Origin of the sequence: Ramlibacter agri (genome assembly GCF_012927085.1) — a bacterium.
GTDB classification, from domain to species: Bacteria; Pseudomonadota; Gammaproteobacteria; order Burkholderiales; family Burkholderiaceae_C; genus Ramlibacter; species Ramlibacter agri.
On record NZ_JABBFX010000003.1, the window covers coordinates 606,058 to 618,575 of the forward strand.

General features: G+C 68.5%; 12 protein-coding genes. 11 read left to right on the top strand and 1 reads right to left on the bottom strand.

The genetic code is table 11. The features are described from left to right. The first annotated feature begins 49 nt into the window (after nucleotides 1-49). The 9 genes from HHL11_RS27410 (at nucleotide 50) to HHL11_RS27450 (ending at nucleotide 10,018) form a co-directional block, all read left to right on the top strand. Nucleotides 50-1,231 carry an ABC transporter substrate-binding protein gene (locus tag HHL11_RS27410; protein WP_169421780.1) on the top strand — a complete coding sequence of 394 codons (1,182 nt, stop codon included), beginning with the start codon at nucleotides 50-52 and terminating at the stop codon, nucleotides 1,229-1,231. Nucleotides 1,232-1,241: 10 nt separating this feature from the next. Then, nucleotides 1,242-2,312, top strand: a complete 1,071-nt coding sequence (locus HHL11_RS27415; protein ID WP_169421781.1) for an aromatic ring-hydroxylating dioxygenase subunit alpha — start codon at nucleotides 1,242-1,244, stop codon at nucleotides 2,310-2,312. Further along, a complete protein-coding gene (locus HHL11_RS27420; protein ID WP_169421782.1) occupies nucleotides 2,293-3,078 on the top strand; it encodes an alpha/beta fold hydrolase in 786 nt (261 codons plus the stop codon). Before HHL11_RS27415 ends, HHL11_RS27420 begins: the two co-directional genes overlap by 20 nt. A gap of 95 nt (nucleotides 3,079-3,173) precedes the next feature. Next, complete coding sequence (locus tag HHL11_RS27425; RefSeq protein WP_169421783.1) at nucleotides 3,174-5,504, top strand: glycoside hydrolase family 15 protein; 2,331 nt, start codon at nucleotides 3,174-3,176, stop codon at nucleotides 5,502-5,504. 22 nt (nucleotides 5,505-5,526) lie between these two features. After that, the gene (locus HHL11_RS27430; protein WP_169421784.1) at nucleotides 5,527-6,114 is read left to right on the top strand and encodes a YdeI/OmpD-associated family protein; all 588 of its coding nucleotides are present in this window, start codon (nucleotides 5,527-5,529) and stop codon (nucleotides 6,112-6,114) included. Nucleotides 6,115-6,125: 11 nt separating this feature from the next. Continuing rightward, nucleotides 6,126-7,286 carry a serine hydrolase domain-containing protein gene (locus tag HHL11_RS27435; protein ID WP_169421785.1) on the top strand — a complete coding sequence of 387 codons (1,161 nt, stop codon included), beginning with the start codon at nucleotides 6,126-6,128 and terminating at the stop codon, nucleotides 7,284-7,286. Between the two features lie 219 nt (nucleotides 7,287-7,505). Then, entirely contained in the window at nucleotides 7,506-8,537 is a 1,032-nt protein-coding gene (locus HHL11_RS27440; RefSeq protein ID WP_169421786.1) for a methionine ABC transporter ATP-binding protein, read from the top strand. Continuing rightward, nucleotides 8,527-9,192: a methionine ABC transporter permease gene (locus HHL11_RS27445; protein WP_169421787.1), complete on the top strand. Its 666-nt coding sequence runs from the start codon at nucleotides 8,527-8,529 to the stop codon at nucleotides 9,190-9,192. Before HHL11_RS27440 ends, HHL11_RS27445 begins: the two co-directional genes overlap by 11 nt. Nucleotides 9,193-9,223: 31 nt before the next feature. Further along, on the top strand, nucleotides 9,224-10,018 hold the full coding sequence (locus HHL11_RS27450) for a MetQ/NlpA family ABC transporter substrate-binding protein (RefSeq protein WP_169421788.1): 795 nt from the start codon (nucleotides 9,224-9,226) through the stop codon (nucleotides 10,016-10,018). Here HHL11_RS27450 and HHL11_RS27455 read toward each other — a convergent pair. After that, complete coding sequence (locus tag HHL11_RS27455) at nucleotides 10,002-10,889, bottom strand: LysR family transcriptional regulator (RefSeq protein WP_169421789.1); 888 nt, start codon at nucleotides 10,887-10,889, stop codon at nucleotides 10,002-10,004. The genes HHL11_RS27450 and HHL11_RS27455 overlap by 17 nt on opposite strands. A gap of 79 nt (nucleotides 10,890-10,968) precedes the next feature. Between HHL11_RS27455 and HHL11_RS27460 the strand changes: the two genes are divergently transcribed. Continuing rightward, nucleotides 10,969-11,412 carry a VOC family protein gene (locus tag HHL11_RS27460; protein ID WP_169422306.1) on the top strand — a complete coding sequence of 148 codons (444 nt, stop codon included), beginning with the start codon at nucleotides 10,969-10,971 and terminating at the stop codon, nucleotides 11,410-11,412. 142 nt (nucleotides 11,413-11,554) lie between these two features. Then, the gene (locus tag HHL11_RS27465; RefSeq protein WP_169421790.1) at nucleotides 11,555-12,514 is read left to right on the top strand and encodes a Bug family tripartite tricarboxylate transporter substrate binding protein; all 960 of its coding nucleotides are present in this window, start codon (nucleotides 11,555-11,557) and stop codon (nucleotides 12,512-12,514) included. Nucleotides 12,515-12,518 lie beyond the last annotated feature (4 nt).

Sequence of the window (12,518 nt, forward strand, 5' to 3'; positions counted from 1 at the left end):
GATGGACGCATGGCAAGCAGACTGCGCTCCACTACAAAGGAGACAAGGCATGAAGTTCATCACGCGACTCCGGTCGCTCGCGGCCGCTGCCGCCCTCGCCGCGGCAGGCGTCCATGCGCAGGAGGCACCGCTGAAGATCGGCATGGTCGTGCCGATGTCCGGTCCGTTCTCCAGCTATGGCAAGCAGGTCGAGAACGGCGTCAATGTCTTCCTGCGCGAGAACGGCGACTCCATCGCCGGGCGCAAGGTGCAGGTCATCTATCGCGACTGCGCGGGCCCGAACCCGGAGCTTGCACGGCGCCACGCGACCGACCTGGCGCTCAACGAGAAGGTCGACATCCTGGCCGGCATGACCTTCACGCCCGAGGCGTTTGCCGTGGCGCCGATCGCGACGCAGGCGAAGAAGCCGACCTTCATCCTGCTCGCTTCCACATCGGCGGTGTCGACGAAGTCGCCGTACTTCCTGCGCACGTCCTACACCATCCCGCAGACGGCCTACCCGATGGGCCAGTGGGCCGCGAAGAACAGGATCCGGAAGGCTTTCGTGCTCGTGGCCGACTATGCGCCCGGCCACGATGCCGAGGCGTTCTTCAAGAAGGGCTTCACCGAGAACGGCGGCCAGGTGGTCGGCGAGCTGCGGGTCGCGCCGAACAGCCGAGACTTCAGCGCCTACCTGCAACGCGTGAGCGATGCGAAGCCGGATGCAGTGTTCGTCTTCCTCCAGGCGGGCGACCCGGTCGTCGCCTTCATGAAAGGCTTCCGTGACCGGGGCCTGGACAAGAAGGGCATGAAGGTGCTGGCCACCGAAGGCTGGGCCGACGACGACACGCTGGCCGCGGTCGGCGATGCTGCGGTGGGTGCGATCTCGTCCGGCTTCTATTCGTCGGCCCATCCGAGCGCACAGAACCGCCAGTTCGTGGCGAACTACACGGAAGTGTCGGGCGGCCGCCTGCTGCCCAACTTCGTCGCCGTCGCCGCGTACGACGCGATGCGCGCCATCGCGTACGCCGTGCAGAAGCAGGGCGGCAAGGCCGACCCGGACGCCATCGTGGCGTCGCTGAAGGGTTACCGGTTCGACAGCCCACGCGGGCCGCTGGTCATCGACGCCGAGTCGCGCGACCCCGTGCACAACGTGTACATCCGGCGCGTCGAACAGGCCGGCGGCAAGCTGGTCAACACGGAGTTCGAGACCTTTCCCCTGTTCAAGGACCCGGGCAACGGCCCGCGGTGAGGAGCTGTCCATGTTCATTCGCAACAACTGGTACATCGCGGCGTGGGCCGACGAGCTGGTACAGGCACCGCTGCCACGCACCATCCTGGGCGAAGCGCTCGTCCTCTATCGCGACAAGTCCGGGGCGGTGGGCGCGCTCGAGGATCGCTGCTGCCACCGTGGCACGCCCCTGCGCTTCGGCGAAGTGGTCGACGGCGGCCTGCAATGCGGCTACCACGGCCTGGTGTTCGACTGCGCCGGCAGCTGCGTGAGCATCCCGGGGCAGGCGAAGATTCCCGCCAAGGCGCGCGTCCGCAGCTACCCGCTGGTGGAGAAGGACGGCTTCGTGTGGATCTGGATGGGCGATGCCGGCGAGGCCGATGCGTCGGCCATCCTCGACTACCCCTTCCACAACGACCGTGCGAAGTGGCCGCACAAGCACACGGTCTATCACATCGACGCCGGCTACAAGCTGATGATCGACAACCTGATGGACATGACGCACCTCGCCTATGTCCACAAGAGCACCATCGGCGGCAGCAACGCGAAGATCCACGTCGAGGCGCAGATGAAGGTCACGCCCAAGGAGACCGGCCTGCACTACCTGCGCTGGATGCTGGCTTGCGAGCCGCCGCCGACCTATCGCAAGGCGGTGCCGCAATTGCAGCAGGTAGACCGCTGGCAGGAGTTCGAGTTCATCGCGCCGAGCAGCATCGTGCAATGGAGCGGGGCGCTGAACGTCGGGATGGGCGCGCAGCAGAACCGGGACCAGCCGGGCGGCTTTTCGCTGCGCCTGTTCCACGGCCTGACGCCGGAGACCGAGAACAGCTGCCACTATTTCTGGTCCACCTGCAACGGCTATCGCCAGGACGAGCCCGAAGCCACCGAGCAGCTTTTCAACGAGATCGCGGCGGCCTTCAGCGAAGACAAGGCCATCGTGCAGGCCCAGCAGGCGATGCTGGATGCGACGGGTGAAGACCGGCTCGTCGACATCGTCTCCGACTCGGCCCGCATCCACATGCGCCGGACGCTGCACCGGCTGCAGGACCAAGAGCGCGCCATCGGCGCCGAAGCTTCCGACCATGCCACAGACCATCGTTGACGGCGCCAGGTTTCACTATCGCCTCGAAGGCGACCCTGCGCACGTACCCATCGTGCTTGTCCACCCGATCGGCGCGGACCAGGGCCTGTGGGACGCCGTGGTGCCCCTGTTGACCCCTTGGGCTTGCGTCCTGCGCTATGACCTGCGAGGCCATGGCGGCAGCGAAACGACCTCGGGCGAGTACTCGCTGCAGCTCATGTCCTCGGACCTTCTTGCGCTGACGAGCCGCGTCGGGTTCGAACGATTCTCGGCGGTCGGGGTTTCCTTGGGTGCCCTGGCGGTTCTCGACGCAGCGGCGTGCGCGCCGCACCGTGTGAGCGGCATGGCCCTGTGCAGCGCCGCCACCCGGATCGCCCCACCTCCGGGGGGCTGGGACGGGCGCGCGCACGCCGTCAGGGCGAAAGGCATGGAGCCGCTCGGGCAGCCGATGGTGGAGCGCATGTTCAGTGCGGGCTTTCGCGCGAGCCGCCATCCCGCGATCGAAACGACGCGATCGACCTTGCTGCGGACGGACCCCGAAGGCTATGCATCGGCTTGCGCCGTCCTGCGCGACGCGGATGTCGCCGCCATGCTGCCCGCCATCAGCCAGCCGGCATTGATTGTCTCTGGCGAGCAGGACGCGCTGACGCCGCCCTCCGCCGGCAAGGGCATGGCCAGCGCGATGCCGAACGCACGGCATGCCGTCTTGCCCGGTGGGCATTTCCCGCCGCTGGAATGTCCGAACGAGTTGGCAGGCTTGTTGCGGGAGGCGTTCGCGGACGCCTAGGACCAGTTGCGAGCGCGCCTGCGTGCTTGCGCCATGCACAAGCCTTCCTGATCTGCGATGCTCGCCTTATGCCAGCCACCGCTGAAGCCAAGGCCATGCAAGCCCCCGGCGCCCCCGGAATCGATCCGACCTGGACGAGCAGCGACAAGGATCTCGTCGGCTGCTCGCTCGGCTCCGGCCGCCTGTGGTTCACCACCGGCTTCGGCATCCTCAACGAGGTCTACTCTCCGCGCGTCGACCTGCCGCAGATCCGCGACCTCGGCTTCATCGTCGCCGACGGGCAGGGCTTCTGGGTCGAGGTCAAGCGGCTGGAGTCGTACCGCATCACCTTGCCGCGGCCCGGCGTGCCGGCGCTCGAGATCATCCATGCGCATCCGCGTTTCGAGCTGCGGCTGCGCATCGCGCCGGATCCCCAACGCGAGGTGCTGCTGATCGAAGTGTCCTTGCAGGGCGATGCCGGCCTGCGCCCCTATGCGCTGCTCGCGCCGCACCTGGGCGGCACGGGGCACGACAACGTCGCCGAGGTGGGCTGGCACCGGGGACGCCGCATGCTGTGGGCCGAGCAGGGCCCTTTCGGGCTGGCGCTGGCCGCAGTGGACAGCAGCCAGTGCGATGCGTGGGGGACGGCGAGCGCCGGCTACGTCGGCGCCAGCGACGGTTGGCAGGACTTCGACCGCCATGGCCGGCTCACTTGGGAATTCGACTCCGCGGGCCCCGGGAACGTGGCCTTGATCGGCGCGCTCCCGCGCTTGGCGACGCTCGCGCTCGGCTTCGCGGCCAGCCGCGAGTCCGCCGCCACGCTGGCGATTGCATCCTTGTGCCAGCCCTTCGATGCCGTCTGGGCCGCGCACGTCGGTGCCTGGCAGCAATGGCACCAGCAGGTGCAAGCGCCGCAGGGCCTGCCACCGGCGCTCGCCGATCAACTGGCGACTTCCGCGATGGTGCTGCGGGTGCACCAGGACAAGACGTTCGTGGGCGCGCTGGTCGCGAGCCTCAGCGTGCCCTGGGGCAACACCAACGACAGCCTGGGCGGCTACCACCTGGTGTGGCCGCGGGACCTGGTCGAAAGCGCCGGCGCCCTGCTGGCGCTCGGGGCCGAGCCGGAAGCCCGGGAAATCCTGCGCTACCTGGCGGCGACCCAGCTCGCCGAAGGCAACTGGTCGCAGAACCAGTGGCTGGGCGGCAAGGCGTACTGGCAGGGTTGCCAGCTCGATGAAACGGCGTTCCCGGTGCTGCTGGCCGCCGCGCTGGCCGAGCGCGATGCGCTGGACGGCATCGAGGTGGCGGCGATGATCCAGCGCGCACTGGGCTTCATCGCGCGCATCGGGCCGTCGTCCGAGCAGGACCGCTGGGAAGAGGACGCCGGGATCAACGCCTTTACCCTGGCGACGTGCATCAGCGCGCTGGTGTGCGGCGCGGCGTGGCTGGACGAGCCTGCCAGGGAGTGGGCGCTGCGGATCGCCGACGACTGGAACTCGCGCGTCGAGGAGTGGACGGCCGCGCAGGACACCGCGCTCGCGCGGGCGCATGGCGTCGCCGGCTACTACGTTCGCGTCGCACCGCCGCTGGACACCGAGGGCATGCGGCATCTCGAGCGCGTGCTGCCGATCAAGAACAAGCTGCGTGATCCCGGCTTGCCGGCCGAGGAACAAGTGGCCACCGACTTCCTGCACCTGGTTCGCATGGGTCTGCGCGACCCGGGCGATCCGCTCGTGCTCGACACCCTGAAGCTGGTCGACGCGCTGCTGCGCGTGGAGACGCCGGCCGGTCCCGCCTGGCACCGCTACGTCGGCGACGGCTATGGCGAACGCGACGACGGCAGCGCCTTCGATGGCACCGGCCGCGGGCGCGCCTGGCCGCTCCTGGGCGGGGAGCGCGGGCACTACGAACTCGCGGCGGGTCGCGACCCCCTGCCTTACCTCCAGGCCATGGCGTCCATGGTGGGACGCGGCGGGCTGATTCCCGAGCAGGTCTGGGACGAGCCGACCGCGCCGCGTCCCTGGCTGGCGCTCGGCCGGCCCACCGGTTCGGCGATGCCGCTCGTGTGGGCGCATGCGGAATTCGTCAAGCTCGCCGCGAGCCGCGCGCTGGGGCGGCCGTTCGACCGCCCCGATGCGGTCTGGCGGCGTTACGGTGGCCGCCGTCCCGCGCCGGCCGAGGCGCTGTGGTCACCGCGGGCTCCGATCGCGCAGATGCGCGCCGGCCAACGACTATGGCTGTGCCTGCCGCGGCCGGCGCGGGTCCACCAGGGCATCGACGGCTGGCAGGCGGCGAGCGAGCTCGACGCCACGGAGAACGGGCTCGGGCTGTACGTGGTCGCCCTGCCCACGAGCGGCCTGGCGGCCGGGACACGGATCGACTTCACCTTCCTCTGGCTGGATGACGGCACGTGGGAGGGGGTGGATCACCACGTCACGGTTCGCTAGCGGCGGCCACGTACACTGGGCCATGCCCATCGCAACGGCCTCGAAGCCGGAGCCGCTTCGCTTCGCGACCCAGCGCGGCTTCGAGGCTTGGCTGCGCAAGAACCACGCGGCGTCCGATGGCGTGTGGCTGCTGATTGCCAAGGCTGGCGCCGAAGAAGCGACGGTCACGTATCCGCAAGCCGTGGAGGTCGCGCTTTGCCACGGCTGGATCGACGGGCAGAAGAAAAGCCTGGACGAACAGCACTGGCTGCAGCGTTTCACGCCCAGGCGCGCGCGCAGCCTGTGGTCGAAGGCGAATCGCGAGAAGGCGGAGGCCTTGATCGAATCGGGCCGGATGCAGCCCGGTGGAATGGCGGAAATCGTCCGTGCCCAAGGCGACGGGCGCTGGGACGCGGCTTACGATGGCGCGCGGACGGCGGTCGTGCCGCCAGACCTGCAGGCGGCGCTCGACGCACGGCCCGAAGCACGGAGCTTCTTCTCGAAGCTCGATGGAGCGAACCGCTATGCCGTGCTGTGGCGGGTGCAGACGGCCAAGCGAGCGGAGACCCGTTCGAGGCGGATCGAAACGCTGGTGGAGATGCTCGCGCGGGGCGAGAAGATCCACGGCTGAAAGGGGCGGACATGCAACGGCGCCGGTTTGCTTCGATCCTTGGCGGGACTGCGATTGCATCGCTGGCCGGAGTCCCTGCGTATGCGGAGGAGGCAAACTGCGGGGTGCCAGAGGCGCGGGACGACGGCTGGCCGATCGCTTCCTCGGAAGACGCTTCCCTCATCGACCGGGCTGCCTTGTGCCGGATGGCCGACGGCCTGATGGCATCGGGCGCGAACATCCACTCGGTGCTGGTGGTACGAGCGGGCCAGCTGGTGTTCGAGCGGTATTTCACAGGCTTGGACGTAGTGCCTGGCTTCCTGTTCGGCCGGCGCGTCGCCAACATCGCCTTCGACGCCGCCACCTTGCACGACGTGATGTCGGTTTCCAAGAGCGTTGCCTCGCTCTCTATCGGCATCGCCGTCCAGCAGGGGCTTGTTCGCAGCATCGACGAACCGGTCTTCAGCTTCTTTCCCGAGTTGTCGGACTTGCGCACGCCGGAGAAAGATCGCATCTTGCTGCGGCATGCGCTCGACATGACCATGGGCCTCCAGTGGATCGAAGCCACTCCGGCCACTGGGGAGGACAACGACGAGTCCCGCATGCACGTGTCCGCCGACCAGTGCCGCTACGTGCTGGGCCTGCCCGTGGTCCAGCCAGCGGGGCAGGCATTCCACTACAACACCGGTGCGCTCGCGCTGGTGTCGGCGGTCGTTCGCAAGGCCACGGGGCGTCCCCTCGATGAATTCGCACGGGCCAACCTGTTCGAACCGCTAGTCATCTCGCCGACGCAGTGGAGGCGCGTTCGCGGAGACACGGATGCGGGCGGGGGCTTGCGCCTGCGGCCACGCGACATGGCCAAGATCGGACAACTCGTGCTCGCCGGCGGTCGCTGGAACGCGCGCCAGATCGTTTCGAGAGAGTGGGTCGAAGCCTCCACGTCCGCGAAGGTCAAGGCGAGCGACGACCAACTCTATGGATACCTGTGGTGGCTAGGCCGAGCCCGCGCGAACAAGCGTGTGGTCCCGTGGATCGGCGCACTGGGGCGCGGCGGGCAGTCCATCCGCATCGTGCCGGAGCTCGACCTGGTCGTGGTGGTGACGGCCGGCTATTACCAGGACTACAGCCCGAAGGCCTTCCAGGTGCAGTTCGGTGTTTTCCGGGACGTCCTGCGGGCAGTGCCGGACGCGTGACTTCCTCACGGCATAAGCATCCAATTTTTTATTCGTTCCCTTCCTGGCCCGGCGCTGGGACAATGCGGAGCATGAGCCCGAAGCCTTTCCCGATGCCCATGCGCCGCTGCGCGCGATGTGCCCCCTGAGCGCCCACGGCGCCCGGCTTCCCTCCCTCCATCCCTTGCGCATAGCGTCCCGCCACCGGCGGTGCGTGGCTGCGTTCGTACGAAAGAAAACATGATTCGCCTCGACGGCATCACCCAGGCCTACGGATCGCACGAGGCCTTGCGCGACGTGTCGCTGGACGTCGCCCAGGGCGAGATCTTCGGCATCATCGGCCGCAGCGGCGCCGGCAAGAGCTCGCTGGTGCGCACGATCAACCTGCTGAACCGGCCCAAGGCCGGCAAGGTCTTCGTTGGCGGCCGTGAACTCACGTCGCTCGGCGACGCCGAACTGCGCGCGGCCCGGCGCGAGATCGGCCTGGTGTTCCAGCACTTCAACCTGCTGTCCTCGCGCACGGTGGCCGGCAACGTGGCCTTGCCGCTGGAGCTGGCCGGCGTCGCGCCGGCGGAAATCCGCAGCCGCGTCGGCGAATTGCTGAACCTGGTCGGCCTGGCCGAACTGCGCGACCGCTACCCGGCGCAGATCAGCGGCGGCCAGAAGCAGCGCGTGGGCATCGCGCGTGCGCTGGCCAACCGGCCGAAGGTGCTGCTGTCCGACGAAGCGACGTCCGCACTCGACCCCGAAACCACGCGCTCCATCCTCGGCCTGTTGAAGCAGATCAACCGCGAGTTCGGCCTGACCATCGTCCTCATCACGCACCAGATGCAGGTGATCAAGCAGATCGCCGACCGTGTGGCCGTCATCGATGCCGGCCAGGTCGTGGAGCAGGGGCCCGTGCTCGATGTGTTCACCCGCCCGCAGCACGCCACCACCCGCAGCCTGATCGAGGAGATCGTGCCGCAAGCGTTGCCCGAGAGCGTGCTGGCGCGCATCCGCGCGCTGATGTCCGCGCGGCCCGCACAGGACAGCCAGCTGCTGCGCCTGGCCTTCGCCGGCACCGGCGCCGACCAGCCGCTGCTGTCGGACGTGATCCGGCAGCACGGCATCGACCTGAGCATCGTGCATGGCCAGGTCGACGAGGTGCAGGGCCAGCCTTTCGGTTCACTCGCCGTGCTCGCGCGCGGTGCCCGCCAGCAGCTCGATGCTGCGGCGGCGCAGTTGCGCGGCGCCGGCATCTTCGTCGAGGAGGTCGCCCATGTGGGATAACTTCACCCCCGCCATGCTGGAACTGTTTGCCACTTCGCTGTGGGAAACGCTGGTGATGGTGGGCATCGCCGGCCTCGCCGGTTCCGTCGTCGGCATTCCGCTGGGCGTGCTGCTGCGCCTGACGGACCGCGGCGGCGTGCTGCAGAACACCGCCGTCAACCGGGTGGTCGGCGGCATCGTCAACGCCGTGCGTTCCACGCCCTTCATCATCCTGCTGGTCGCGATCATCCCGTTCACGCGCCTCATCACGGGCTCGTCCATCGGCACGGCGGCGGCGGTCGTCCCGCTGACCTTGGCCGCGGCGCCCTTCATCGCGCGCCTGGTCGAGACCTCGCTGCGCGAAGTGGACCCTGGCCTCGTCGAAGCGGCGCAAGCCATGGGTGCGACCACCTGGCAGATCGTCTACAAGGTGCTGCTGCCCGAGGCGCTGCCCGGCATCGTCGCCGGCTTCACCATCACGCTCGTCAGCCTCACCGGCTATTCGGCGATGGCCGGCGCCATCGGCGGCGGCGGCCTGGGCGACCTGGGCATCCGCTATGGCTACCAGCGTTTCCTGCCCGAAATCATGCTGGCCGTCGTGGTGGTGCTGATCGCCTTCGTGCAGGCCGTGCAGAGCCTGGGCGACTGGGCGGTGCGCCGCCTCAGCCACCGTTGAACCTCTTTCTCTCCAAGCAAGGAAACACAAGATGAACAAGCGCACGCTTCTCCAGACCACCCTGGCCCTCGCCATTGCTGCGGCCAGCGGCGCCGTGCTGGCGCAGGACAAGCCGATCAAGATCGGCGTCACTGGCGGTCCGCACGCCCAGATCTTCGAGCAGGTGAAGAAGGTCGCCGAGCGCGAAGGCCTGAAGATCCAGCTGGTCGAATTCAGCGACTACGTGCAGCCGAACGCCGCGCTGGCCGCCGGCGACCTGGACGCCAACAGCTACCAGCACAAGCCCTACCTGGACCAGCAGGTCAAGGACCGTGGCTACAAGCTGGTGTCGGTGGGCTACAGCGTCAACTTCCCCATGGGCATCTACTCGAAGAAGGTCAAGAGCCTGAAGGAGCTGAAGGAGGGCGCCCGCGTCGGCGTGCCGAACGATCCCACCAACGGCGGCCGCGCGCTGCTGCTGCTGCAGGACGAGGGCCTGGTCAAGCTGAAGCCCGGCGCCGGCCTGAAGGCCACGCCGCTGGACATCGTCGAGAACCCGAAGAAGCTGAAGATCGTCGAACTCGATGCCGCGCAGCTGCCGCGCTCGCTGGACGACCTGGACGCGTCGGCCATCAACACCAACTTCGCCCTCTCGGCCGGCCTGAACCCGGGCAAGGACGCGATCGCCCACGAAAGCGCCAAGGGCCCTTACGTGAACATCATCGCGGTGCGCGAGCAGGACAAGGACAAGCCCTGGGTCGCCAAGCTGCTGAAGGCCTACCAGTCCGACGAGGTCCGCAAGTACATCCAGGCGGAGTTCAAGGGCTCGGTCATCCCCGGCTTCTGAGCGCCGGGGCATAGGCGGAGGCGATGACCTCCGCCAGGTCCCGCGCCGGCTTGCCCAGCGTGCGCTGCGGGCCGTGCACCAGGCCCACCTCGCGCAGGAAGGTGTGTTCGCCGAGATCGACCGCGCGCACGCCGGCCGGCCAGCGCGTCGAGCCGATGGTCTGCGGGACCAGCGAGACCCCGGCGCCTTCCGCCACCAGCGCGATCAGGGCGTCGAGCTCGTCGATCTCGCACAGGTCCTGCGCTTCGATGCGCTGCGCGCGCAGGAAGCGGTCGACCTGGCGGCCGCCGTACGAGGAGCGGTCGTAGCGCAGGAAGGGGTGCGCGGCCAGCAGGTCGCGCCAATTGCTTCCACGAACCCCTCGCGGCACCAGCAGCCGGTAGGGCTCCTTGGCCAGCGTGGTCCATTCCAGTTCGCGCTGCAGCGCGAAAGGCGGCCGGATCACCAGCGCCATCTCCACTTCGCGCGCGTCGACCGCGTCGATGAGGGCGGACGACACGCCCGGCACGATGCGCGTGCGCGTGTCCGGATGCTCGCGGTGGAAGCGCGCCAGCGCCTGCGGCAGCAGCGAGCGCTGCACGGATGCGATGGCGCCCACCGTCACGAGCGCCGCCGGCGCGGCGAGGCCGGCACGCGTGCCTATCGTGCCGTAGAGGCGGACCAGCTCCTGCGCCTGTTCCAGCACCTCGGCGCCGCGCGCGTTGAGCCGCGCGGACCGCCCGGTGCGGTCGAACAGCGCGAAGCCCAGCTCCGCTTCCAGCCGCTGCATCTGCGCGCTGACGGCAGCCTGCGTGAGGCCGATGCGGTCACCGGCCGCCGCGAAGGTGCCTTCGCGGGCGACGGCGATGAGGGTCTTCAGTTCGCGGATCATGGCTCAAACGGAATTGATGCTCACGGCAAAAAGATATTGATTTTCCTTGAGCCCGAGCGTAGCTACGATGGCGGCCATGATGCAAGCGCCGCAGACCAATCCCGCCCCTCTTTCCCCCTTCCACCTCGCCTTCCCGGTCCACGACCTCGCCGCCGCCCGCCAGTTCTACGGTGACACCCTCGGCTGCCCCGAAGGCCGCAGCTCGGACGAGTGGATCGACTTCAACTTCTACGGCCACCAGATCGTGGCGCACCTCGCCCCCAGCGAGATCCGCCCGGCGCAGCAGAACGCCGTCGACGGCCACGGCGTGCCGGTGCGCCACTTCGGCATCGTGCTGCCCCTGGCCGACTGGGAAGCGCTGGCCGAGCGGCTGAAGGCCGTGGGCACGCAATTCGTCATCGAGCCCTACGTCCGCTTCAAGGGCGAACCGGGCGAACAGGCCACCATGTTCTTCCTCGACCCCTCGGGCAACGCGATCGAGGTGAAGGCGTTCAGCGACATCAAGAGGCTGTTCGCCAAGTAGCCCTGTATCGCGCGGTGCGCAGCAGAGCTGCGCACCCTACGAGCCGGCCGTTGCACACGCCGCACCGCGGTGCACGCAGTGAAACGGCATTGTGCGGAGTGCAACGCGCATCTAAAGTCCTCCCATTCCTGGAGACAGACAGATGCAGCTTTCCCGTCGTGCGGTTCTCGCCATCGCGGCCGCCTCCCTCGCCACTTCGTCCTTTGCCGACAGCTGGCCCAGCAAGCCCATCCGCCTGATCGTGCCGTTCCCGGCCGGCGGCGGCACGGACGTCATCACGCGTGAAGTCGCCACCAAGACGGCCGGCTACAACTTCATCGTCGACAACAAGCCCGGCACCGGCGGCAACATCGGCGTCGACGCCGCCGCCAAGGCCGCGCCGGACGGCTACACGCTGGTGATGGGCCAGACCAGCAACCTGGCGATCAACCCCACGCTGTATCCGCGCCTGCCCTACGACCCGACGAAAGACCTGACGCCGGTTGCGCTGGTCGCCAGCTCGCCGCTGGTCATCGTTGCCAGCGCCAACTCGCCCTACAAGACCCTCGCCGACGTGGTGAAGGCGTCGAAGGAGCACCCGGGCAGCATCAACTTCGCCTCCGCCGGCAACGGCACCGTGGGACACCTCGCCGCCGAGTCCTTCCAGAAGGCCGCCGGCATCAAGCTCACGCACATCCCCTACAAGGGCGCCGCGCAGGGCGCGACGGACGTGATCAGCGGCCAGGTGCAGCTGTACTTCTCCACCATCCCCACGCTGATCGGCCACATCAAGAGCGGCAAGATGCGCCCGCTGGCCGTCACCGCCGCCAGGCGCGTAGACGACCTGCCGCAGGTGCCCACCGTCGCCGAGTCCGGCTACAAGGGCTTCGAGGCCGTCACGTGGTTCGGCATCGTCGGCCCGGCCAACCTGCCGAAGGACATGGTCGCCAAGCTCAACGCCGACATCAACAAGGCCCTGAAGGACCCGGAACTGAAGAAGGCGATGGACGCGCAGGGCGCGGACGTCATGGGCGGCACGCCCGAGCAGTTCTCCAGGCTGATCCGCAGCGACATCGCCCACTGGGGAACGATCGTCAAGGAATCCGGCGCCAAGATCGACTGAGCCC

Coding starts and splice junctions, on each gene's coding strand:
- HHL11_RS27410 (WP_169421780.1), top strand. CDS start 50: ATGAAGTTCATCACGCGACTCCGGTCGCTCGCGGCCGCTGCCGCCCTC.
- HHL11_RS27415 (WP_169421781.1), top strand. CDS start 1,242: ATGTTCATTCGCAACAACTGGTACATCGCGGCGTGGGCCGACGAGCTG.
- HHL11_RS27420 (WP_169421782.1), top strand. CDS start 2,293: ATGCCACAGACCATCGTTGACGGCGCCAGGTTTCACTATCGCCTCGAA.
- HHL11_RS27425 (WP_169421783.1), top strand. CDS start 3,174: ATGCAAGCCCCCGGCGCCCCCGGAATCGATCCGACCTGGACGAGCAGC.
- HHL11_RS27430 (WP_169421784.1), top strand. CDS start 5,527: ATGCCCATCGCAACGGCCTCGAAGCCGGAGCCGCTTCGCTTCGCGACC.
- HHL11_RS27435 (WP_169421785.1), top strand. CDS start 6,126: ATGCAACGGCGCCGGTTTGCTTCGATCCTTGGCGGGACTGCGATTGCA.
- HHL11_RS27440 (WP_169421786.1), top strand. CDS start 7,506: ATGATTCGCCTCGACGGCATCACCCAGGCCTACGGATCGCACGAGGCC.
- HHL11_RS27445 (WP_169421787.1), top strand. CDS start 8,527: ATGTGGGATAACTTCACCCCCGCCATGCTGGAACTGTTTGCCACTTCG.
- HHL11_RS27450 (WP_169421788.1), top strand. CDS start 9,224: ATGAACAAGCGCACGCTTCTCCAGACCACCCTGGCCCTCGCCATTGCT.
- HHL11_RS27455 (WP_169421789.1), bottom strand. CDS start 10,889: ATGATCCGCGAACTGAAGACCCTCATCGCCGTCGCCCGCGAAGGCACC.
- HHL11_RS27460 (WP_169422306.1), top strand. CDS start 10,969: ATGCAAGCGCCGCAGACCAATCCCGCCCCTCTTTCCCCCTTCCACCTC.
- HHL11_RS27465 (WP_169421790.1), top strand. CDS start 11,555: ATGCAGCTTTCCCGTCGTGCGGTTCTCGCCATCGCGGCCGCCTCCCTC.